This window comes from Peptacetobacter sp. AB800 (genome assembly GCF_047807365.1).
In the GTDB taxonomy this organism is placed as follows: Bacteria; Bacillota; Clostridia; order Peptostreptococcales; family Peptostreptococcaceae; genus Peptacetobacter.
The window spans coordinates 38,331-62,818 of sequence record NZ_JBLOUI010000006.1; the positions used below are offsets into that span (position 1 = coordinate 38,331).

The 24,488-nt window shown below is 31.4% G+C and carries 23 protein-coding genes; all 23 read right to left on the reverse strand.

The annotated features are described in order from the left end of the window. Positions 1-336 precede the first annotated feature (336 nt). A complete protein-coding gene (gene glyS, locus ACK2WN_RS03750; RefSeq protein ID WP_416154883.1) occupies positions 337-2,406 on the reverse strand; it encodes a glycine--tRNA ligase subunit beta in 2,070 nt (689 codons plus the stop codon). Further along, positions 2,406-3,287: a glycine--tRNA ligase subunit alpha gene (glyQ, locus tag ACK2WN_RS03755; protein ID WP_118549820.1), complete on the reverse strand. Its 882-nt coding sequence runs from the start codon at positions 3,285-3,287 to the stop codon at positions 2,406-2,408. The genes glyS and glyQ overlap by 1 nt, the downstream gene beginning before the upstream one ends. A gap of 138 nt (positions 3,288-3,425) precedes the next feature. Further along, positions 3,426-4,052, reverse strand: a complete 627-nt coding sequence (locus ACK2WN_RS03760) for a DUF4342 domain-containing protein (RefSeq protein ID WP_300528591.1) — start codon at positions 4,050-4,052, stop codon at positions 3,426-3,428. Between the two features lie 15 nt (positions 4,053-4,067). Continuing rightward, a complete protein-coding gene (gene recO / locus ACK2WN_RS03765; RefSeq protein ID WP_300528589.1) occupies positions 4,068-4,820 on the reverse strand; it encodes a DNA repair protein RecO in 753 nt (250 codons plus the stop codon). Between the two features lie 83 nt (positions 4,821-4,903). Then, entirely contained in the window at positions 4,904-6,289 is a 1,386-nt protein-coding gene (gene mgtE / locus ACK2WN_RS03770) for a magnesium transporter (RefSeq protein ID WP_300528586.1), read from the reverse strand. A 38-nt stretch (positions 6,290-6,327) separates the two neighbouring features. Continuing rightward, the gene (gene era / locus ACK2WN_RS03775) at positions 6,328-7,227 is read right to left on the reverse strand and encodes a GTPase Era (protein ID WP_416154884.1); all 900 of its coding nucleotides are present in this window, start codon (positions 7,225-7,227) and stop codon (positions 6,328-6,330) included. A 26-nt stretch (positions 7,228-7,253) separates the two neighbouring features. Continuing rightward, positions 7,254-7,985, reverse strand: a complete 732-nt coding sequence (locus ACK2WN_RS03780; protein WP_006440920.1) for a diacylglycerol kinase — start codon at positions 7,983-7,985, stop codon at positions 7,254-7,256. Between the two features lie 35 nt (positions 7,986-8,020). Further along, the gene (ybeY, locus tag ACK2WN_RS03785) at positions 8,021-8,482 is read right to left on the reverse strand and encodes an rRNA maturation RNase YbeY (RefSeq protein WP_006440919.1); all 462 of its coding nucleotides are present in this window, start codon (positions 8,480-8,482) and stop codon (positions 8,021-8,023) included. A gap of 57 nt (positions 8,483-8,539) precedes the next feature. Continuing rightward, positions 8,540-9,541, reverse strand: a complete 1,002-nt coding sequence (locus ACK2WN_RS03790) for a PhoH family protein (protein WP_300528580.1) — start codon at positions 9,539-9,541, stop codon at positions 8,540-8,542. 244 nt (positions 9,542-9,785) lie between these two features. Further along, positions 9,786-10,901, reverse strand: a complete 1,116-nt coding sequence (locus ACK2WN_RS03795) for a rubredoxin-like domain-containing protein (protein WP_416154885.1) — start codon at positions 10,899-10,901, stop codon at positions 9,786-9,788. A gap of 153 nt (positions 10,902-11,054) precedes the next feature. Next, positions 11,055-11,603, reverse strand: a complete 549-nt coding sequence (hpf, locus tag ACK2WN_RS03800) for a ribosome hibernation-promoting factor, HPF/YfiA family (RefSeq protein ID WP_300528575.1) — start codon at positions 11,601-11,603, stop codon at positions 11,055-11,057. Positions 11,604-11,947: 344 nt separating this feature from the next. Then, positions 11,948-13,987 (reverse strand): CocE/NonD family hydrolase, encoded by a 2,040-nt coding sequence (locus ACK2WN_RS03805; RefSeq protein WP_300528572.1) that lies wholly within the window; start codon positions 13,985-13,987, stop codon positions 11,948-11,950. Positions 13,988-14,034: 47 nt separating this feature from the next. Next, the gene (locus ACK2WN_RS03810; protein WP_329998516.1) at positions 14,035-15,435 is read right to left on the reverse strand and encodes an APC family permease; all 1,401 of its coding nucleotides are present in this window, start codon (positions 15,433-15,435) and stop codon (positions 14,035-14,037) included. Positions 15,436-15,457: 22 nt separating this feature from the next. Then, entirely contained in the window at positions 15,458-16,126 is a 669-nt protein-coding gene (locus ACK2WN_RS03815; protein WP_300528567.1) for a TetR/AcrR family transcriptional regulator, read from the reverse strand. 90 nt (positions 16,127-16,216) lie between these two features. Then, on the reverse strand, positions 16,217-17,512 hold the full coding sequence (locus ACK2WN_RS03820; protein WP_300528565.1) for an MFS transporter: 1,296 nt from the start codon (positions 17,510-17,512) through the stop codon (positions 16,217-16,219). A gap of 351 nt (positions 17,513-17,863) precedes the next feature. Beyond that, a complete protein-coding gene (locus tag ACK2WN_RS03825; RefSeq protein ID WP_006440915.1) occupies positions 17,864-18,307 on the reverse strand; it encodes a GatB/YqeY domain-containing protein in 444 nt (147 codons plus the stop codon). 30 nt (positions 18,308-18,337) lie between these two features. Further along, positions 18,338-18,517, reverse strand: a complete 180-nt coding sequence (gene rpsU / locus ACK2WN_RS03830) for a 30S ribosomal protein S21 (RefSeq protein WP_002844447.1) — start codon at positions 18,515-18,517, stop codon at positions 18,338-18,340. Positions 18,518-18,716: 199 nt separating this feature from the next. Continuing rightward, the gene (locus ACK2WN_RS03835) at positions 18,717-19,067 is read right to left on the reverse strand and encodes a histidine triad nucleotide-binding protein (protein ID WP_006440914.1); all 351 of its coding nucleotides are present in this window, start codon (positions 19,065-19,067) and stop codon (positions 18,717-18,719) included. A 128-nt stretch (positions 19,068-19,195) separates the two neighbouring features. Further along, complete coding sequence (gene mtaB, locus ACK2WN_RS03840) at positions 19,196-20,494, reverse strand: tRNA (N(6)-L-threonylcarbamoyladenosine(37)-C(2))-methylthiotransferase MtaB (RefSeq protein WP_416154886.1); 1,299 nt, start codon at positions 20,492-20,494, stop codon at positions 19,196-19,198. After that, positions 20,495-21,247, reverse strand: a complete 753-nt coding sequence (locus tag ACK2WN_RS03845; protein WP_416154890.1) for a 16S rRNA (uracil(1498)-N(3))-methyltransferase — start codon at positions 21,245-21,247, stop codon at positions 20,495-20,497. 69 nt (positions 21,248-21,316) lie between these two features. Beyond that, positions 21,317-22,264 (reverse strand): 50S ribosomal protein L11 methyltransferase, encoded by a 948-nt coding sequence (gene prmA / locus ACK2WN_RS03850; protein ID WP_040410675.1) that lies wholly within the window; start codon positions 22,262-22,264, stop codon positions 21,317-21,319. A 177-nt stretch (positions 22,265-22,441) separates the two neighbouring features. Beyond that, a complete protein-coding gene (locus ACK2WN_RS03855; RefSeq protein WP_300528556.1) occupies positions 22,442-22,876 on the reverse strand; it encodes a hypothetical protein in 435 nt (144 codons plus the stop codon). A 354-nt stretch (positions 22,877-23,230) separates the two neighbouring features. Beyond that, positions 23,231-24,406: a molecular chaperone DnaJ gene (gene dnaJ, locus ACK2WN_RS03860; RefSeq protein ID WP_300528554.1), complete on the reverse strand. Its 1,176-nt coding sequence runs from the start codon at positions 24,404-24,406 to the stop codon at positions 23,231-23,233. Positions 24,407-24,488 lie beyond the last annotated feature (82 nt).

The following is a 24,488-nucleotide window of genomic DNA, read 5'->3' on the forward strand; positions in this document are numbered from 1 at the left end:
AACTAGACCTCCCACTTAAATTATTTAAAATTATTTTTGATAAAGTTTTCAATAACTTTATTTAATAGAATTATAGCTTTTTCCTATCCTTCGTTATTATATTATAGATTTTATCAAAATGAAAGTATTTATCTATCAGTATAGTTTTTTTCTATATAGTAAGATTTGAACCTTTATTTTTTCTATACTTTTTATAATGAAATAATTTTATATTTTCATAATAAATCGAATTTATACAATATTATTCAAATTTAATTAGTTATAAAAAAAGTATCTAACCTAAACTAACAAAACTGTCAATCTAAAAGTTAGATACTTCCTTTTTATTATAATTTATTATTTGTATTCTATTTTGTTAAGATCACATATAGTTAACATTGTATCAGATATGTTCTTTAACATATTTAATCTATTATTTCTTATAGCATCATCTTTGTCCATTACCATTACGTTGTCAAACATATTATCAACTGCTGGTTTTAATGTGGCAAATGAATCAAGTGCTTTTCCATAATCTTTATTAGCAAGATGTCCTTTAACTTCTTCTTTAACTGATTTGAATGCTTCGTATAATTCTTTTTCTGGCACTTCAACTAGTAAAGCTTCATCTATGTTTATACCTTCTGCTTTTTCAGCTAAAGTAGAAACTCTGTTGAATGCAGTAAGCATTTCAACTAATTCATCTTTATTTATCCATTCGTTAAGTTCTAATGCTCTGTGATGCATATCTGCTATGTCGTTTATGTCAGCATTTAATATAGCTTCAACAACATCGTATCTTATTCCCATATCTCTGAATAAGTTTTTGATTCTTTCTGAGCAGAAGTCTAACATCTGTCCAACTACTTCTTCTTTGTTGAATTCTAATTCAGTATAGTTGTCTAATGCAGCTTCAGTTATTTCTTTTAAGTCTAATGTTATTTTATTTTCCATTAGTATGTTTAATATACCTAAAGCCTGTCTTCTTAATGCGAATGGGTCCTGAGATCCTGTTGGCTGTATACCTATTGCAAAGAAACCAGCTATTGAGTCTAGTTTATCTGCTATAGATACTACTGAACCTTCTATAGAAGATGGAACTTCTGCACCAGCTGATACTGGCATATAGTGTTCGTATATAGCTTTTGAAACTGCTGGATTTTCTCCTTCAAGTTTAGAGTATTCCATACCCATGTATCCCTGAAGTTCATCGAATTCGAATACCATGTTAGTAACAAGGTCAGCTTTACAAAGTTCAGCTGCTCTTACTATATCAGCTTTTTTATCTGCACATCCTAAAGAATCTGCTATTACAGCTGAAAGTTTAGTTATTCTTTCTGATTTATCGTATATTGTTCCAAGTTTTTCCTGGAATACAACAGTTTTTAATCTTTCTTTGAAGAATGCTAAGTTTCTCTTAGTATCTTCTCTGTAGAAGAATAATGCATCTGCTAGTCTAGCTTCAAGAACTTTTTCATTACCAGCTTTTACATTTTCTATACCGAAGCTGTCACCATTTCTAACAGCTATAAAGTTTGGAAGAAGGTCTCCATTAGCGTCTTCTACTGGGAAATATCTCTGATGATCCTGCATTGGAGTTATTACAACTCTTTTAGGAAGTTTTAAGTATTCTTTATCAAATTCTCCGTAGAATGCAGTTGGATATTCAACTATGCAAGTTACTTCATCTAGTAGGTCTGGATCCATTATTACTTTTCCACCTAAAGATTCAGCTACTTTGTTAGCCTGTTCAACTATCATAGCTTTTCTTTCGTCCTGATCAAGTATTACATAGTTTTCTCTTAATTTAGCTTTGTAGTCTTCTAATGAGTTTACAACTATTTCTTTAGAGCCTAAGAATCTATGTCCTTTAGTTACATTAGAAGCTATTATTCCTTCAAGGTCTACTGGAAGTACTTCATCATTAAGAAGTGCTACTAACCATCTTATAGGTCTAACAAATCTTATATCTTTTCCTGCCCAGTGCATAGCTTTAGGGAATACTACTGATTTTACAGCTAGAGGAAGTATTTCTTTTAATACTTCTGCTGTTTCAGCACCATTTTCTCTTATTGTAGCAAATAGATACTCATCTTTTCCTACTTCTTTAAAGTATATATCTTCTGGATTTAATCCTTTACTTCTCATGAATCCCTGAGCTGGTTTAGTAAAGTTTCCATCAGCATCTAATGATATTTTTTTAGAAGGTCCTTTTACTTCTTCTTCAAGGTCTTCCTGTCTTTCTGCTAAACCATTTATAACAAATGTTAATCTTCTTGGAGTTGCGAAAGTTTCTATATTATCAAATTTAACTCTTTTTTCGTCTAACATTTTTTCAGTACTTTCTTTTATCTGTTTTAAAGTACTTGCAACGAATCTTGATGGCATTTCTTCAACGCCTACTTCAAATAAAAGGTAGTTATTCATTATTTGTCACCATCCTTTTTTAATAGAGGGAATCCCATTTCTTCTCTCTGTTTTATATATGTTTCGGCTACTACTTTTGCCATATTTCTTACTCTACCTATAAATGCAGCTCTCTGGCTTACCCCAATTGCTCCTCTTGCATCAAGAGTATTGAAAGTATGAGAACATTTTAATACGTAGTCATAAGAAGGTATAACAAGGCCTTTGTCCATTAATTTTAATGCTTCTTTTTCATATTCGTCGAATAAGTGGAATAATAATTCTGCATTACATTCATCAAATGAGTAAACAGAGTTTTCATATTCCTGTTTCTGGAATACATCGCCGTAAGTTAATTCATCATTCCATTTTAAGTCATATACACTATCTACATCCTGTATGTACATAGCTATTCTTTCAAGACCGTAAGTTATTTCTCCTGTTTCTAATTCACATTCCTGATTTCCTACCTGCTGGAAATAAGTAAACTGAGTGATTTCCATTCCATCAAGCCAAACTTCCCAGCCTAGCCCCCAAGCACCTACAGTAGCTCCTTCCCAGTTATCTTCAACGAATCTTATATCGTGTTCTAGTGGGTTTATACCTATTTCTTTTAAACTGTCTAAGTATAAATCCTGTATATCATCTGGTGATGGTTTTAATATAACCTGGAACTGATGATGCTGATATAATCTGTTTGGGTTTTCTCCGTATCTACCATCTGCTGGTCTTCTTGATGGTTCAACGTAGCATACTTTCCATGGTTCTGGACCAAGTGATCTTAAGAAAGTATTTGGATTCATTGTTCCTGCACCTTTTTCAACATCATAAGGCTGTGTAATGATACATCCTTGCTTAGACCAATATCTCTGTAAAGCAAGAATCATCTCCTGAAAATTCATAAAAATCCCTCCTAAATATATATAGCCTTCCGCGTACACGAAAGGCTACTTTGCAATACTTTTATGTTTTAAATACCAATTACGTTGTAATAGATATTAAATAAACTTTATCAATAAAAATTTGATATTTTTAACCTGCTATTCAGCATTTTCGTCTTTTTCACATTCATTTATTAAATCATCTGTTATATCTTTATCGTCTTTTTCTTCTTTTTTCTTTACAACTGTTTCTTTTAAGTCTTTAGCTGTGTTGACAAACATATCTTTTAGTACAACAGCTTTTTCTTCATTAAGTTCACCTAAATCAACAGTTTCTCCATCAGCTTCATTCTGTATTTTTATTCTATATTTAGATAATACAGCTGCTGATAAACCAAGAAGTGTAATAAGAGGCATAATAGCTATTCCTAGAACACCAACTGTAAACGGAATATTCATTATTGTCTTGCCTTCTTTTTCAACGATAACTCTTACTCTATTACTTTTATCAAATAATTCTTTTAACTGAGCTTTAAGCTCTTCTACATCTTTACCAATTTTTTCTTCTGTATTTTTTCTAACTTCCTCAGCGTCTTCTTTGCTCTTTTCAAAGAAGTCTTCAACTTTTTTCTTTGCTTTTACTGCTCCTGAATTTTCTTCAAGGTAGATTATAGCTTCTAAGATATCTCCATCTGAATGAATAAGTGCCTCTTTTACTTCTTTGTAACTAGCTGATGGCACTCTCTCCATTACTTTATCCACCATTTCAATTGTTATACTGCTCATAATATCAGCTCCTTTTTAAAACTTATGTAAATCATCTAATATGTTTAGAGATTTCATGTTCAAATTACTTACATATGCTGTTAAGTACTGCTTCATTAATTTTGAAAGCTCCTTAGTAAGCACTTTATTGACTTTTGCTCTACTAACAGTTTCAATTTCATTTGCCAGTATATAATTCATAAGCTTTCTCGTCGTTGCATCAAGTCTTATATTTCCCGAGAAATTTTCTGCACATTTTTTACAAAGCATTCCACCTTCTTCTATATTGAAGATAGCCCTTTGATCTGATTCATCTCCACAAACAGAGCATCTATCAGTAATAGGTCTAAATCCCATACAATCAGAAAACTTTAATTCAAAAGCTGCTGTTATAAACTCTTTATCTACATCTTTTTGAGATAATAAATACATTGTTTTAACTATTAAATTAAACAGCTTCCGATTTGTCTGATTTTCAAGAAGAGAATTTTCTACTAATCTAGATATATAAGACGCATATGAAAATGCATCTATATCATATGATATATCGTAAAAACTTTTTATTATCTCACTTTGAGATACTCTATACATTCCCCTCTGCTTTTTTAAAGTGAAATTACTATATGCAAAAAGCTGTGCTGAAGGAAGTAGTGCTGATTTGTTTCTCTTTGCACCTTTGGCTATTGCTGATACTTTACCTAAATTTCTAGTAAAAATAGTAAGTATCACATCATTTTCGGAATATCTAGATGTTCTAAGAACTATTCCTTGTGTGTTGAATATAACCAAATTTATCAATCCTTTTTATTATATTAATTATACTATACTTTCATTAACTTTTATATATTTATATTATTATAATCTTTAATTTATTATCCTATTATCTGTGAAAGTAGTATGCTAGACGTTAAATAATAAGCTCCTATACCAATTATATCTAAAATAGTAGAGATAACTGGTGCAGATATTGTAGCTGGATCTGAATCTAGTTTAGTAAGCATAACTGGTGCTAATACACCTATTAAAGCTCCTATAACCATATTCACAAATAAAGATATTGAAATAACCAATGCCATATTAATATTGTCTTTTACAAAGAATATTACAGCAGCTGTAATTATCCCACATATCAATCCTGTAATTATCCCAACTAAACTTTCTTTTGCAATATCTTTACCTGATATTTCTCTGTTAGATAGAGTTATTATTGTAACTGAAGATGCCTGGCATCCTATATTTCCACCCATTCCTATAACTAACGGAACAAAGAATAGAAGTTCCACAAAATTTGTTCTTATTAAAGTGTCGAAGTTTGCCATTAAGCTTGAAGCCAATAATCCTCCAATTAAAGTTAATAAAAGCCAAGGCATTCTACCTCTTATTGACGATAATATCTGCTGTGATAAAGTTGAATTTTCATCTTCTGCAGTATCTCTTTCGTGTTCAGAGCTTCCTGCTAACTTATACATATCTTCGTTAGCTTCTTCCTCCATAACATCTATTATATCGTCTACTTTTATTATACCTCTAAGTTTTCCTTCTTTGTCTACAACTGGAATTGCAACTAAATTATATTTTGATACCAATCTAACTGCTTCTTCCCTATCTTCATAGTCGTAAACTGATATAAGATTTTCTATCATAAGATCTTCTACTATAGCTTCATCTCTAGCTACGATAAGTTCTCTAAGAGAAAGTACTCCAACTAATTTTTCCTCATCGTCAACTACATATATATAGTAGATAGTTTCTGCATCTTCTGCCTCTTCTCTCATTTTTTCTATAGCCTGAAGTGCAGTCATATCTTTATTTATAGATATATAACCTTTTGTCATAGTTCCACCAGCTGTGTCATCTTCATAGAATAGAAGCTCTTTAACCTCTTCTGCATCTTCTGGATTTAGGTAATCTATTATCTTTAATCTCTCATCTTCTTCAAGTTCATTTAAAATATCCGCCATATCACCTAATGACATACATTCTAAAATATTTTTAGCATGCTCTATTTCTAATTTAGAAAGCATTCTACTGAAAAATTCAACTCCACTTTCTTCTAGTATAGAAGCTGCCATATCACTTGGAAGTATTTCAAATAATTTTACCTGCATACCTTCATCTTCTAGATTTTCCATAACATCATATATATCTATAATATGATATTCCTCTAATAGTTCTCTAAGTTCGAAGTATTTGTGATTTTCGATTAACGACTTGACCTCGTCTAATAAATCTTGTGATGTTTCTTGCGTCCTGTCCATTTTATCCACCTTTTTAATATATTTTGTATTGAATACAATTATTTGCTATTATCATTGAGCCCAAAATTGTTGATATAGTTCTGTAAGTTTCTCCAGTTTTCTTTAACTTTTACCCATAACTGAAGATTTATCTGAGATCCTAAAAGTAATTCTATATCCTGTCTAGCAGATTTTCCTATTCCTTTTAGTTTTCTTCCACCTTTACCTATGATTATTCCCTTATGAGAATCTCTCTCACAATAAATAACCGCAGATATATCTATTATTTCTTTATCTTTTCTAGCCTTCATTCTTTCTATCTCAACTGCTACTCCATGAGGTACCTCGTCATCAACATAATGAAGAACTTTTTCTCTTATAAGTTCAGCTATTAGGACTCTTTCTGGCTGATCTGTTACCATATAATCCGGGAAGTATTTTGGTCCTTCTTCTAAATCCTCTTTGATAACATTTATAAGAGTTTTTACATTTTTACCTTTTAATGCAGATATAGGCACTATTTCTTTAAACATTTTTTCATCATCGTACATTTTTATTATGTCGAATAATTCATCTTTGTCCTCTATCTGGTCTATTTTGTTTATTACTAGGACTATTGGAGTCTTAGAACCTCTAAGTTCTTCCATTATTCTTCTATCTCCAGGTCCTATTTTTCTTGAGCTGTCTACAACAAATAGTATTAAATCTACATTGCTAAATGCGTCTGTAGCAGCTTTTACCATTATTTCTCCTAGTTTATTTTTGGGTTTATGTATTCCAGGAGTATCTAGGAATACTACCTGTGATTCATCATCAGTGTAAACTGCCTGAATTGTATTTCTAGTTGTCTGAGGTTTATCGCTCATTATAGCTATTTTTTCTCCAACAACATTATTCATCAAAGTAGATTTACCAACATTTGGTCTACCTACTATACTGACAAAACCTGATTTAAACATATATTATTCTCCTAACTTTTTATAAATTAATAGAAAAGACCCAATTGGAATACTAGTATTGCAATTAGTGTACCAAGTACACCTCCAGCCACAGTTTCCCAAAATGTATGTATCTTTCCTTCTATTCTACTCTGTGCAACTAAAAATGCCATCAAATATGCTAGTGTTGATGCTTCTACTCTTTCTGTCATAAGTGTTATAGCTGTAGCTATTGCAAATGAAAGTGCTGCATGCCCACTAGGCATTCCACCTTTTAATGGTGTTCCTGTATTTGTAAGGGCCTTTGCAACAACAACTGCTAAAAGCACCATAACTATACATATTAATGTGATATGCATTTCTGATTCTCTTATTGAATAAATAAGATATCCTGAAAGCTCAGTCAACTTATCATAGAAAATTATATATCCTACCGCAACAGCATTTAATGATACAACTAACACCGCACCTGCTGCTACGTCTTTAGCTATCTTCGCCAATTCATGATACTCGGATGTAACCAAGTCTACTGTTTTTTCTATAGCTGTATTAAACATTTCGGCTACTATAACAAGTGTTATAGCAACTAAAAGCATTATAAATTCTAGCTTTGATAACTTAAATAGCAAACTCACTACTAATATTCCAAAAGCTATCATATAATGAATTTTCATATTTCTTTCTGATTTGAATGTATATATAACACCCTCTATTGCAGCATTAAATGATCTGATTATGTTTTGTTTCTTTTTCTTTTTTTTCTTACCATTTTCTTCCATAGGACTCGACTCCCTTTTTCAAATATTAGTAAAAACTAATCTCTAGTTATATTTAGTTTAGTAAGAACTGCTTCTTCTTTTTCTCTCATTTCTCTAGTATTTTCATCTGTATCATGGTCGTAACCTAATAAATGGAACATACTATGACATACTAAAAAGCAAACTTCTCTTTCAAAACTATGTCCATATTCTATGCTCTGCTCAAGAGCTCTTTCAAGTGATACAACTATATCACCTAAAGACATTTCTTCATATTCTACATCTTCAAATTCATCAGATAACATAGGGAATGATAGTACGTCTGTAGCTCTATCAACACCTCTAAATTGTTTATTAAGCTCGTGTATTTCTTTATTATCAACAAAAGATATACTTATATCATAATCATCACTATATCCTTCATAGTCTAATACTTCTTCTACTATATCCTCTATTTTTTCATAAAGTTCATCCTTTATATCTATTTTGTCCTGTCTATCATCAAATATATATCTCATAATTTCCACCTGCTTATTTAATTTTTATATTAATTTATTTAATTTTCAATTTGCAAACTATTTATTCTGTCTTTTTCTTTCTTCCTTTTTTTCTCTTTTATAGGCTTCTTTTTTCTCATATTTGTCATATGCCTTTATTATTCTCTGAACAAGCTCATGTCTAACAACATCTCTGTCTGTAAGCTCTTTTATGCCTATTCCATTGACATCTTTTAATATATATGTAGCCTGAACTAAACCACTTTTCTTGTTTGAAGGAAGGTCTGTCTGTGTAACATCTCCTGTTACAACAGCTTTTGATCCAAATCCTAGTCTTGTAAGGAACATCTTCATCTGCTCAGATGTAGTATTCTGTGCTTCATCAAGTATTATAAATGCATTATCAAGTGTTCTACCTCTCATAAATGCAAGAGGTGCAACTTCTATAATACCTCTTTCTATATATTTATTAACCTTATCTCCACCTAGCATTTCAAATAATGCATCGTAAAGTGGTCTTAAATATGGGTCTATTTTTTCCTGTAAATCTCCAGGAAGATATCCTAAACTTTCTCCTGCCTCAACAGCTGGTCTTGTAAGTACTATTCTAGTTACTTCATCTCTTTTAAACGCCTGAACTGCCATCGCAACTGCTAGATATGTCTTACCAGTACCTGCTGGTCCTATACCAAAAGTAATATCGTTGTTTTCTATTAATTTTACGTATTCTTTCTGACCTAAAGTTTTTGGCTGAACTGGATTACCTTTCTTAGTAAGTACTATTGTTCCTTCAAGTTCCTGTATTCTATTTTCATCCCCATCATTAAGAAGAGATAAAGAGTATAGTATAGACTGTTTGTCTAGTGATTTTCCTTTAGATACTGAAGTGTGAAGCTCGCCCATTAAACTATTAGCTGCTTCTACATTTTTTTCTTCACCTATTAAAATTAGAGTCCCTTCTCTAAGTGTTACATCTATGTTTAGTGACTTTTCTATAAGCTTAATATTTTCATCAAAGTTTCCAAATAATTCTCTTTCAAAATTTGGCTCTGATATAAGAAATTTCTTTTGTATAATCAAACTTTTTTCCCTCCAATAAAAAACTACTACAATAATAATTTGTAAATAATTATCTAAAATTCTACATAATACATTATAACACATTATTTTCATATACACACATATAAATAAAGATGAAGAACTTTACGAATAAAAAAATAACTTTTATATAAATATTTTTCCTTCTTCTTACTGTATAAAATTTAAGAACAATAAAAAAGCTGTTGCATATTTTGCAACAGCTTTTTGTTTTAATCTATATTTATTACTGTTTTATAAAATGAGATTTATCTACATGACATAATGGGCATTCATAATCATCTGGTTCTTTTGTTATATCTCCTTCGTATACATAGCCACATACATCACAGTAGTAACTTACATTTTCTTCTGCTTTTGGTTCTTCTTTAACAGGTTCTTCTTTTTCTACTTTTATAAAATGTGATTTGTCTACTGCACATAATGGACATACATAATCGTCTGGTTCTTTTGTTATATCTCCTTCGTATACATAGCCACATACGTCACAGTAGTAGCTTACTCCTGCATCTTCTGCTTTTGGTTCTTCTTTTGCAGCAGATTTTTCTTCAGATTTTATAAAGTGTGACTTATCTACTCCACATAATGGACATACATAGTCATCTGGTTCTTTTGTTATATCTCCTTCGTATACATAGCCACATACATCACAGTAATAACTTACATTTTCTTCTACTGGTTCTTCTTCAACTTTTACAAAGTGTGATTTATCCATATGGCATAATGGACATTTATAGTCGTCTGGTTCTTTTGTTATATCACCTTCATATACATATCCGCATACATCACAGTAGTAGCTTACTTTTCCTTCTGCTTTAGGAGATTCTTCTTTTTTAACTTCCTCTTCAATATATGTAGGAGCATTCTTTGGTGCTTTACCTTTTATTACTTTATGATAATAATCATAAGTCATAGGTTTGTGATTTCCTACAAATCCTGTGTTTGTTACTTTTGCAAGTATTAAAGAATGTGTTTCTGCATCTGTAAATGATACAACTTCACATATTAAATATCCACTTATATCCTGAATCATTACTGGCATTTTATCTACATAATCATATTTGAAACCATCGTATTTATCATTTTTTTCTGATGACTGGAAACCAAATGCTCTTATTATAGCTGGATCTGTATCTTCTGATAGTATAGATACACTAAATCTTCCTTCTTCTTTTATACAATCATGTGTAAAGTTATCTTTGTTCATACTTATACATATTAGTGCCGGATCCGCAGAAACCTGGAATACTGTGTTTACAACACATCCAACTTTTCTTCCGTATTTTAATGTCCCTATTGTATAAAGTCCATAAGATAAGTTCTGTAAAACTTTCATATCCATAATTTGTTTCCTCCTTAAAATTTATATAATATATGTTTACCCAAATTTACTATCTATTAAACATTTTTATAATTATATTTTAAAAAAGGAGTCGTCAATTGACAACTCCCTTGTTTACATTTTATATACTATCTATTTATGGCTTTATAGAATTTAAACTTCCTGTTCTATTAATCCATATCCGCCTTCTTTTCTCTTATATACTAAGCATATTTCGAAGCTTTCCCGATCTTTAAACATATAGAAATCATGGTCTGTTAAGTTCATCTGTAGTATAGCTTCTTCTACACTCATAGGTTTTAAATTGAATTTTTTTCTTCTTTCTATTACTACTTCTGGTTCTTCAACTTCGTAATCTAATTCCTGAGCCAATTCTTCTATTCCTTCATATCTTATAGAGAAGTTGCCTGGTACTCTAGTTTTAAATTTATCTTTATATTTTACGATTTGTCTGTTTAACTTATCGCAAACTAAATCTATTGCAGGATATAAATTATCCTGTTCTTCTTCCACTCTTATTGTGTGTCCATTTACATTAGGTATCATAACTTCTACCTTCTGTCTATTTTTCCCAGCGCTAACAGTTACTTTAACTTCTGTATCTTCATCTAGGTATTTTCCAAGTTTTTTTAATTTATCTTCTGTATACCCTTTTATTCCATCTGTTAATTTAACATGTTTTCCAGTTACTGTAACTCTCATAAAACTCTCTCCCTTCGCTAACATATATCGTTTTCCCTAAGTATTTTTATATTTTATGTTTGATATATGTTTTTTTAGCTTATATATATAATAACTTATATTTTTGTGAATTTACAGACTTTTTATTTAATTGAAAGTATGTTACTATAAATATAACCGAGTGTCAATTTCATTTTCATTTTATTGCTATGAATTTTATTGAGATAGCCTTTTAAAACTATCTCTTTTTTTATACATTTTTTTATTTAACTATATTTTTTAGATAACCAAATAAAAAAATCGCCTAGCTTACAATAGGCGATTTTTTTATTAGATTTTTTATATCTTATTTTTATAGAATATAATTACATTCCGAAACGTTTTATTTTCTGATCCCAAACTTTGTGGAATGCTTTTTCTTCATTTGCAGTTACATCCATGTATCCTTTTAAGTAGAAGTATTCTTCGTCAGCAGTCTGAGTTACAACTATATCAGAGTTTGTCCACCAGCCTTCTCTTCCTAATCTCATATTCTGAGTTATAGTGTATTCAGCTGATAATGGATCTCCATTTGTTAAGTTAAGTTCTCTCTTTAAGTTGTGTTCAACTGTAACATCTACATCATCAAATCTGTATATACCTTCACCAAATACTCCACCAACACCGTCAGTTACACAAGTCCAAGTATCTGTTAATATATCGTAGTATACTGATCTATCAACTCTACCTTCTGTTAAGAATGTAGCTGGAGTTAATGGTGCTGATTCTGGCTGCATATTAGGTCCTTCACAGTCTTTTCCTGTAAATACTGGTAAACTGAATTTAGCAGTATCTAATGATAAAGTAAGAGCTGCGTCTTCAGGCATAGGCCAGAACATAGGCCAGAATGTAGTAGCAAGAGATACTCTTATTCTATGTCCAGCTGGGAAATTATGTCCACAGCAGTCTAAGTTTACAAATGCTTTAGTTTTCTGTCCTGGAACTAATTCTACAACTTTGTCATGTCCTTCTAAGTGAGTTAAGTTCATTACACCATAAGAAACTCTAGTAACAGCTCCGTTTGGTGCTACATCTGATAACTGTGCAAATAACATTGCTTTTGGTTTATCACTTGTTAATTCAACTTCGAATCTTGGGTATCCTAATATTTCTATTGCTTCTTCTAATACATCTGTTTCGAATACCATTGCCATACCATCATCAACTCTCTGGTCAGCTGGGCTTTCACCAAGTACACCTGCACCCATCCATTCACCAGCAAGAAGACCGTGGTTCTGTGGAGTCTGAAGTACTACTTCTTCTTTATTTTCATTTGCTGTTTCCATTAATTTACCATGAGTAAATGACATTACTTTGTCGTTTACATCTTTACTTGGCCAAGAATCTAGACCAACCCATCTACCTTCACTAACTGGATGTTTAGCTTCTGGTAACATACTTTCTTCTAACCATGCCTGTATCTGTGGGCAATCAAGAGCATCATTGTCTATTTTCTTTAACCATTTATCCCACCATTTTGTAGCTTCCTGTAAGAATCCCATAGCTGGTCCTGGTACACCATCATGAGCATAAACGTGTGCCCAAGGTCCTATTATACCTTTTCTTGGAACGCTTAATCCGTTCATTAATGTCATTACTGTATTTGTGTAAGAGTCTGCCCAACCATCTATTGCCATTACTGGTACTTTTATTGCTGAGTAATCTTCACAAACTGATCCATGTTTCCAGTATTCATCTCTAGTCTGGTGTTCTAACCAGTTAGCCATCCATAAAGGCATCTGATCTAATCTATTTATCCAAGCATCTTTCCATGCATCTCCAACTATATGTGGATCAAGTGGTCTAGCCTGGTATGCAAGCATTATACATCCCCACCAGAAGTTGTCATTTAATAAACATCCGCCTTTGTAGTGTATATCCTGATTAAATCTATCATCTGTAAATCCAACTGTTATAACTGCTCTTAATGCTTCTGGCTGTCTTGCAGCTACCTGTAAAGAGTTGAATCCTCCCCATGATTTACCCATCATACCTACATTTCCATCGCACCAAGGCTGTTTGCTTATCCAATCTATTACTTCAAGAGCATCGTCCTGTTCCTGTTTGATGTATTCATCTCTTAAAAGACCATCAGATTCTCCTGTACCTCTCATATCTACACGAACAACAACGTAACCATGTCCTGCAAAATATCCATGCATAGGTTCATCTCTCATTCTTGTTCCATCAGTTTTTCTATAAGGAATATATTCTAGTATTGCTGGTAATGGTTCATCAGTTTCTGGGAACCATATTCTTGAAGATAATTTTGTACCATCTTTTAATGTTATCCATTCATTTTCAACAGCATTAAATTTGTAAGGCTGTTCAGTTAGAATTATTCTTTCTTTGCATTCAACACCCATTTTATATTTCCTCCTTGATTTTAGACGACTAACCTATTTATTATTATTTATTTTTTTTTTATATATCTGTTCCATAAGTAAAGACCAGACATTATTACTATTAAACCGCCGCCTATCATTTCTAATTCATATATTATATTTTCTCTAAGTGAGCCCATAACTGGTGCACAAGAGAATAATATACCTAATACACATAAGAATAGTGTTTCATATCCTATTCCTATACAAACTTTATTGCTCTTTGCCATAACATAACCATCATAGTTATCATCTTTAGATTCTTTTCTTATTTTTATATAAGATATTAAAAGTAATCCATATGGTAGTAATGCTGTAAGAGCTGTCATTGTTACTAATATATTATAAATAACATCAACACCTGGCATAACCGCTGTTGCTATTAATAATAACGAAACTATTACTGTCTGAAGTATAACTGCTTTTTCAGGTATACCAACAGAATTTACTTTTGTAAATTTATCTGGGAACATTCCCTTTGGCACAGATCCAAATAGCATTTTTATAGGTGAAGCTATGTATATTATTGTAGCTCCTAGCATTGAAAACGCTACTCCTCCAGCTATAAGTTTTACAAGCCAGTCTCCTATTCCTAGAAGTGCTGCAACCCTACCTATTGAATCAAGTATTCCAGTAGATGCTTGTATTTCTTCAGGTGGTAATATCATAGTAATTGCTATAGATCCTAGTATATATAATCCAGCAACTAAGACTGCTGATATTAATATAGCTTTTGGATAAGTCTTTTTAGGATTATCTATTTCTGTTATAAAGTTTGCTATAACCTCTGCTCCAGTGAATCCAAATATTATTCCTGATACAGCTACCAATGAATCTGCATTAAATTTTGGAGTCATAGTTGCAACAGTATATACTGAAGCCGAAGGCCGTTTTTTAAGAACAACTATTGCTATAAAAGCAAATGATATTAGTATTACAGATGGTATGAAAGAACCAAATGCTCCAAAACTAGTAAATATTTTTGAGCCACCCATTCCTTTCATACTCATCATAGATAGTAGCCAGAATATGACAACTGAAAATATCATTACTACTATTTTATTATCTGCAAGTTCTGGTCTCCCTATAAAATAACTTATATTTATAACAAAGAATGTCATAAAAGAAGCATACCAAAATATTTTAGATGTCCAATTTAGCCAAGCTGCCATAAATCCATATTTTTCTCCTAGAGCTTCTTTTACCCATACGTATAATCCCCCATCACTTTTATCCGAGAACCTATTTGCCAATTCTGCACATATAAGTGCTTGTGGAATAAAGAATAGTACTGCAAATATTAACCATGAAGGTATTGCAGCAAGACCTAATCCAAAAGATGATGCAGTCGATTTTGCAATCCATCTTATACCGTACAGAGTAGATATACTCATTAGAATTAAATCAAATAATTTAATTTTTTTAGCCATTTGAACACCTCTTATCTTTATTTTATTTATCTTTGTTTATAAGATAATTTATACACGAAATGAATTTTTTGATGTACTTATCTTTGTCAAATCCCTCTTTTTGTTTAGCTGCTATTGATATATATTCATGAGCAATACATTTAGTTATCTCATTAATTATACCTATATTTTCTTTCTTTATATAACCACCTTTAGAGAATTCCTCAAGACATTTTTCATTTCTGTATCCGAAATTAGCTAATTTTAAAAGTTCGTGCATTTCCTCCAAATCATCCTTAGAATCAACTTCAACTGGAAATATTTCATAATATTCTTTCATTATTTCCCCTATATTCTCATTTCCGCTAAAGAAAATATATTCAAAAGCTATTGGATGTTCAAATGCATTTTTGAAAAACACCTTCCATTCGACAATAAATTTTTCGTATTCATCATCATATTGTTTTATAGCCTCAAGAAACTCCTTATTATAGTTTTCTAGATATTGAATAGATGCAAAAGCTATCATATGATTAAGATTTTTAAAATAATTATATATAGTCGCACTATTATACCCAGCTATATCTGCAACTCTTCTTATAGTTACATGATCTGTTCCCTCTTCTTCCATTATCTTTTGTGTAGCTTCTATGAAATACATCATTTTTCTTTTTCTCTGTATTTCCTTATTTCTTTCTTTTATACTTTCCAAAACTGTCCCCTCCCCTTTGTCAATTGATTTTAGATTTTATAATTTATAATACCATATAATCATACTAAAATTAACATAAGGGTTAATTTTTTATGCTTCTGCTACATTTGTAGCTGTTTCAGCTTCTTTTTCTTTTAAACTTTCTCTATAATCTTTTGTTATTCTCTTCCAAATTAATACAAATACAACACCTGCAACAGCTAATGCTAGTAATATTCCAAAGAATACTTTGTATCCTAATACGCCCTGGAATTTATCTATACATTTACCTGCTATAATTGGCATTATTATTTCTGGGCTGTATCCTAACATCATAAGAGGCATTGTTACTGCACCAGTAACTTCAACAGGATAATCAGCTTCAGATAGTATAGCGAAATGCATTGCCTGAAGAGCATACATAGTTGTGTATATTAAAGCTATTGAAACTAATAGCATAAATATCATAGAAGGTTTTCCTGGTACTAAGATTAATCCTACTATACCTATTATCATTAATATGTAAGATATTATAACCATATTTGAAACACCTATTTTATCACCTATAACACCACTTCCCATACAACCTATTGGTCTACAGTACTGTGATAGATAACCTATTGCTGCTGAGATAACAGCTGTTGTTCCAAATGCTAATGATGCATATGGTGTTATGTAGTAGTAACTTATTATCATTGCATAAGACGGGAATATTATTAATGCTGCAACCCAAGTTGTAGGCATTTTTAATATCTTTTTAAGAGCTGCCCAGTCAAATACTGCTTTTTTGTCTTCTTTTTTAGTTCCATCTTCAACTTCTTTAAATAAGAACATTATTGCAACTGCAAGTACTAAGCATATAACTGAGTACACTATTATAACAGCAGATAAAGCCATTTTTTCACTCATTCTTTTTGAGAAGAATGCAAATATTGCTAGTACAAACATAGACTGTATTATGTTTGTTACACCTCTACCACCTTCAAAGAATCCAAATGCTTTTCCTTGTTCGTTTTCACTTGCTAGTGATCTAACAGCTTTTACAAGTGCACTCCAGAAAGTAAGAATTGAAGTTATTCCCCAAGCTGCATGTATTGCTAATAATACAGGATATGGAGGATATGTTAATAATGTAAATCCTAATAATCCAGTTGAAATAAGTGATATCATTAATAGATTTTTTGTTTTCCATCTATCTGCACAATAACCACCAAATACATAAGATATTAAACAACATACTCCATAAGCACTTCCTAATGTACCCATTTGAGTATTAGTTAATTTAAATGCTGCTAAAAAAGTATCATAATAATAATTTCTAAAGTACGGTAACGCATATATAAGCGCACCTGCTATTGAAAGAATTACCAATGTTGGCATATTCTTTTTTAATCTTCCTTCATTCATACAGTTTTTTACCTCCTCTTCGTTATGACTATATCATAACATAATCATGATTATATTACAAGCATGTTTTATTTTTTTGATTAAGATTATTTTATTATATAGATTATTTATTTCAATGTGTTTATTTTATATATGATGATTACTTTTTAGTACAAAATTTATTTTTCAGAATATATATATTCATCTTGAATATACATCAAATTTTAGTTTCAAAACTTTTTCAAAAAAACAAAAATACCATTTTAAAAGTCTATTATTATCTAACTCTTAAAACGGTATTTTCTATCTTTAATAAATTTATTCAAAAAAGATTAAAAGCCTGGATAAAATATCCAGGCCATATATACATATTTATTGTAAGTTTTCCTTAACTAATTTATTAATTAGTTTTCCGTCAGCTCTACCTTTTGTTTTAGGTTTTATAACTGACATTATTTTTCCCATATCCTTCATAGAAGTTGCTCCTACTTCAGATATAGTCTGTTTTACAATCTCATTTAGCTCTTCTTCGCTTAATTGTTGAGGTAGGTACTCTTTTAATACTTCTATTTCTGATCTAGTCTCTTCAACTAAATCTTCCCTTCCAGCATCTAGAAATTGTTCTAAACTGTCATTGCGCTGTTTTAGCTGTTTTGATATTATATCAATAATATCATCATCGTTCAATTCGATTCGTTTATCAACTTCTACTTGCTTTATTGAAGATCTTATTAAAGTTATAACTGATTTTCTCAATGTATCTTTGTTTTTCATTGAAGTCTTTAGATCTTCTTGTAATTTTTGTTTAAGGGTCATTTCCCCTCACCTCTTTGCTTTTATTTGCTACTATCTTTTAGCGTTTTTTCTTCTAGCTGCTTCAGCTTTTTTCTTACGTTTTACACTTGGTTTATCGTAGTGTTCTCTTTTTCTAACTTCAGACATTATGCCAGACATTGCACACTGACGTTTAAATCTTCTTAAAGCACTGTCTAATGATTCATTTTCTCTTACTCTAACTTCTGACATTCTTTTTCCCTCCCTCCGATAGCGCAATTATGCTGGGACTGTAACAACTGTTAAGGATTACAAACCTAACACTTAATCTAGTATAAACTAAATCTTTACTTTTATCAAGTATTTTTATTCCTAATCCGACATTTTTTTTAACATTTTTTTAAAATTACCCTAGCATCAATTTAGCCGAGATTGATATAGGAAAATACTCCTATTTTTCTTCTGCTTCGTAGTTAGGAAGTTTTTTACCTGCTAGTACATGGTAGTGTATGTGTTTAACTTCCTGACCACCATCTTCACCACAGTTATTTATTATTCTGAATCCAGTTTTATCGAATCCTTTTTCTTTAGCTATTGTGTTTATAGCGTTGTGTATATCAGCTATTATCCCCATTTCTTCTGCTGGCACGTCTAATATACTAGCGTAGTGTTTTTTAGGTATTACAAGTATATGATATGGCGCAACAGGATTAAGGTCGTTAAACGCTAATATTTTATCATCTTCATAAACTTTTGATGATGGTATTTCTCCATTTGCTATTTTACAGAATATACAATCCATAGTTAATTCACCTCCGATTTGTTATCTTTATAAAATTCTACACTAAAATAAAAAATCCTTCTTTTTTCACCAAATTAATTGGCAAAATCAGAAGGATTTTATCTCTAGTTTATATTTTTTATTTTCTACTATATTAATACACCTTCAACATAGTCTTCTTTTATTCCTGTTATTTTTACTTTTCTTATCTGTCCAGAAATATCTTCTTCACTTGGAGCTTCAACTCTCATGTAGTTCATTGTAAGCCCTTCATAGTTTCCAGATTTAGTAGTTTCTTCAAATAAAACATCCATTTCTCTACCTATAAATTTTTCTGCAAATTTATCGAAATTATTTTTAGATAGAGATATAAGTTGTTCACTTCTCATGTGTTTTACCTGAGGATCTATCTGATTGTCCATCTTAGCCGCTGGAGTACCTTTTCTTGGAGAATATTTGAATACATGCATCTGTGCTAATTCTATATCCTTTAAGAATTCATAAGTCTGTTTAAATTCTTCATTAGTTTCTCCAGGGAATCCAACTATAACGTCTGTAGTTATAGCAACATCTGGCATTTTTTCTCTTAATCTTTCTACTATTTCTCTATATTCAGCAGTAGTGTATCTTCTGTTCATTCTATCTAAAGTTGCATCACATCCACTCTGTAGTGACAAATGGAAATGAGGACAAACTTTATCCATCTTAGAAATTTCTTCTACAAACTCATCAGTAAATAATATTGGCTCAACTGAACTAGTTCTTATTCTTTCTATACCATCTATTTCATTTACAGCTTTTATAACATCTAATAATTTAACTTCTTTGTCCTTTATATCCTTACCATAAGATGCAACGTGTATTCCTGTAAGTACTACCTCTTTATAGCCCTTAGAAGCCAATAATTTAACTTCTTCGACTATATTATCAAGATCTCTACTTCTAACTCTTCCTCTTGCATAAGGAATTATACAATATGTACAGAATCTATCGCATCCATCCTGAATTTTCATAAATGCTCTAGTTCTACCATTAGTCTGAGTTATTTCTATCTCTTCAAATTCTTTTACCTTCATTATATCGTCTACTGTAGACACCTTATCATTGCATGTAACAGCCTCTACTTTTTCAACGATATGTCTTCTATCATTAGTACCCATAACTAAATTTACTTCTTCTATATCTAGTATTTCCTCTGGAGCAACCTGAGAATAACATCCTACAACAGCTATTACAGAGTTTGGGTTCTTTTTCTTAACTCTTCTTATATACTGTCTTGATTTTCTATCACTCATGTGAGTAACAGTACAAGTATTTATAACATAAACATCTGCATATTCTTCACTCTGAACGTGCTCATATCCAGCATGTTCAAATAATTCTATCATAGCTTCTGTTTCATACTGGTTTACTTTACATCCAAGTGTGTAAAAAGCAACTTTTTTCACTTATATTTTTCCTCCTAAATCACCTAATTCGTATTGTACAAGTGCTGAGGCTACAGTAGATGCAGTTTCTGTTCTAAGAATTCTAGGACCAAGAGTAACTACTTTTGCTCCATTTTCTTTAAGTGCATCTATTTCTTCATCAGCAATTCCACCTTCTGGTCCTATAAATATACCTATACTTTCTATATCAAGTCCTCTTATCTCTTTAACTAAAGGTATATTTCTTTCGTCTTCATAAGGGCAAATATTGTAATCATTTCTCTTCATATCATCAAGAGCTTCTTTAAAACTTAAAACTCCTTTTAATGTAGGAATTTTTCCTCTTTTAGACTGTTTTGCAGCTTCATAGATGATTCTTTCCCATCTTTCAAGCTTTTTATCTTCTTTTTTGCCATCTACTTTGGCAACACTTCTCTTAGTATCTACTAGAATTATTTCATCAGTTCCAACTTCTGTTAATTTCTGAAGAATATACTCCATCTTAGGACCTTTTGGCATTCCCTGATATACTCTAACCCTTAACTTAGATTCTCTTTTTATATCCCTTTTGTCTATTATATCTAGACAAACTTCTTCCTTAGACATAGATTTTATTTCGCCAATATACTCGTTATCTTCTCCGTCACAGATTTCAAGTTTTTCGCCTTCTCTATATCTAAGAACTTTTGTTATATGCTTTACATCTTCACATTCTATGATGCATGTATTTTCTTCTAAATTTATATTGTTCTTGTCTACAAAAAATCTATCCATAGTCCATGTCCAATCCATAATAATATCCTTTTAAAATAAAATTTATTCTATAAAACTTCTAATTGAAATTTATTTTTTTATTTTAGATACTATAGCAGACCATTCTCCTTTTCTGATAACTTCTACTATTTCAAATCCATTTTCTTCAAGACTTTCTACTACTTCATCTATTTTTGCAAGTATTATACCTGAAGATATAAACACAGCATCTTCTTTCATAAACTGCTGTACATCTTTAGCAAGTATTTTTATTATATCTGCTATTATATTAGCTACAACAACATCTGCTTTATCATGTATAACATCAGTTAAGTTTCCATGAAGTACTGTAACCTTATCTTCTACATTACTTTCTTTTACATTTTCTTTAGCAACTTCAACAGCTACTTCATCTAAATCAACTGCTGTAACATCGTTAGCACCTAATTTAGCAGCTGCTATTGCTAATATACCACTACCACAACCTATATCGAATACCTTAGCATCTGGAGTAACGTATTTTTCTAACTGGCATATACACATACTAGTTGTTTCGTGAGTACCTGTACCAAATGCCATACCTGGATCTAACTCTATAACTATATCCCCATCCTGTTCTTCGTATTCTTCCCAAGATGGTTTTATAACTATTTTTTCACCTACTTTTGTTGGTTTGTAGTATTTTTTCCAGTTGTTTGCCCAGTCTGCTTCATTAACTGTATCTAAAGACACACTTCCTTCCCCTGGATCTATACCAAAATCTTTAAGTGTTGATATTCTATGTCTTACATTTTCAACAAATTCTGGTACATTTTTTTCTTCAGATATATATGTTTTTATTTTTACGCAATCTTCTCCACTTTTGTTGAATACTTCTTCTTCAACATAATCCCAATCGTATTCGTGTTTTTTCTGGAATTTAAAGTCATTAGGGTCTTCTATCATAGCTCCTGCTGCTCCATTTTCATAAAGTATATTTGTTATAGCTTCAACTGCTTCTGTTGTTGTTCTAATTGTTACTTCTATCCAATTTCCCATTTTTCTAACCTCCATCTAAAAAATATTATTCTTTAAATTGACACATAGTCAAAATTTTCCATTTTACATTACCTTTTATTATATCATACTATATAACAATTTTTATCTATTATCTTTTCTTTCTAGAAAAAAAGGTTGTGCTACTAAATCTTCATAGCACAACCTTATAAAAACTAACTATCTTTTTTTCTTCTTAGATTTCTTCTTTTTGCCATCGTGTTTAGGCTTTCTAGCTTCTCTCTCCAATCTTTCCTTTTCTCTCTTGCCAGATAAGAAATAATCTAAAATACCAAATACTATCGCTGCAACTACAACAGTTATAAAGAAATTCATTATAGAACTTGCAAATATACCAGCACCTATCCCAGCTATGATACTCGCTCCTTTACCGTCACCTTTGCCTATAATATGGAATCCCTTCCAGTATTCAAGCACCATCGCTACAAACACTAACCCTAAAAGAACTCCACCCATGCTAGTAGTCTCATTATTTCTAAACTCAACTCCAGCAAAATTAACAACAAAATGTTTAAGCGTAAAAATAACTAAAGCTGCTAAAAATAACTTCCCAAGCTCTACCCAATTTATACTAAAACCTTTCTTCTCTTCCATTACTACTCTCCTTTACTAAACCTTTCATAACTATTCACAAATTTTTCTCATTACAAAAAATACCATTAATAAACCAATCTTTCAAGATAAATTTTCTTTTTTATGTACTTTTACCAAAATCTTCTACTTTTGGAAAATAAAATGAAAAAGAGATGTCCTAAAGATTTTTCATAAAAACTAACTTTAAACTTCAATATCGAATCTAATACGCTCTCGACAATCTGGAGGCACATCGCAACATATAAATGTGTTATAGAATAAATGCGATGTGCCGAAGCCTGGAGAGGAGTTTAGATTCGATTTGAAGTTAAAAAAAGATGCCCTTGAAAAATCTTGGACATCTCTTTTCATTATTTATTTCTTTTTCTTTCCAAATAATCTATCTATTTTTTCCCCGAATGTGGCTTTTTTTTCGTGTTCTTTCGACCCACATTCACCTGCGAATTCTCTTAATAATTCTTTCTGTTTTTCAGATAACTTCTTAGGTACTTCTACATTAACCTTAACGTACTGATCACCCTTAGAATTACCTCTTAGACGTTTTATACCTCTATCTCTTAATCTAAATACTGTACCTGTCTGAGTACCTTCTGGTATAGTATATTTAACTTTACCATCAAGAGTTGGTACTTCTATCTCATCACCAAGTGCTGCCTGAACAAATGTTATAGGCATATCTATATAAATATCGTATCCATCTCTTCTGAATATTTCATGAGGAGTAACTTCTACTATTATATATAAATCTCCCTTTGGAGCTCCTGGTTCACCAAATTCACCCTGTCCAGCTAGTTTTATCATCTGACCATCATCTATACCTGCTGGTATATCAACCTCAATAGTCTTAGTTTTTCTTACACTACCTGTACCTTTACATTTAGAACATGGAGTATCTATTATTTCACCAGTACCATTACAATTTGGACAAGTCTTAGTACTTGCTATATTACCAAATGGAGTTCTCTGTACACTTCTAACTGTACCTGTACCATTACAGTTTGGACAAGTTTTCTTAGAAGTTCCTGGTTTTGCTCCTGTACCATGACATTCGCTACATTCTTCATTTCTAGTTACTTTTATTTCCTTTTTAACACCTTTTGCAGCTTCTTCAAATGTAACTCTTACTCTCTGTCTTATATCAGCACCTCTTACCGGACCTCTTCTTCTTGAGCCAGATCCTCCAAATCCGCCGAATCCGCCACCGAATATATCTCCAAATATATCTTCAAATCCGCCGAATCCACTGAAGTCACCCTGACCAAAGCCGCCAAAGCCACCTTGACCACCAAATCCTCCTTGACCATTTACGCCATCTGGACCAAACTGATCATATCTTTTTCTCTTTTCTTCATCTGATAATACTTCATATGCTTCATTTATTTCTTTGAATTTTTCTTCAGCTTCTTTATCACCTGGATTTCTATCTGGGTGATATTTCATAGCTAGTTTTCTATATGCTTTTTTAATTTCCTGAGCTGTTGCTGTCTTTTCAACACCAAGAAGTTCATAATAATCTCTTTTACTACTCAACCTGTGACACCGCCTTTTCCTTTCTCAAATTTTCTACAATAAAACAATAGCTTGTAGAATATTTAAAACTACAAGCTATCAT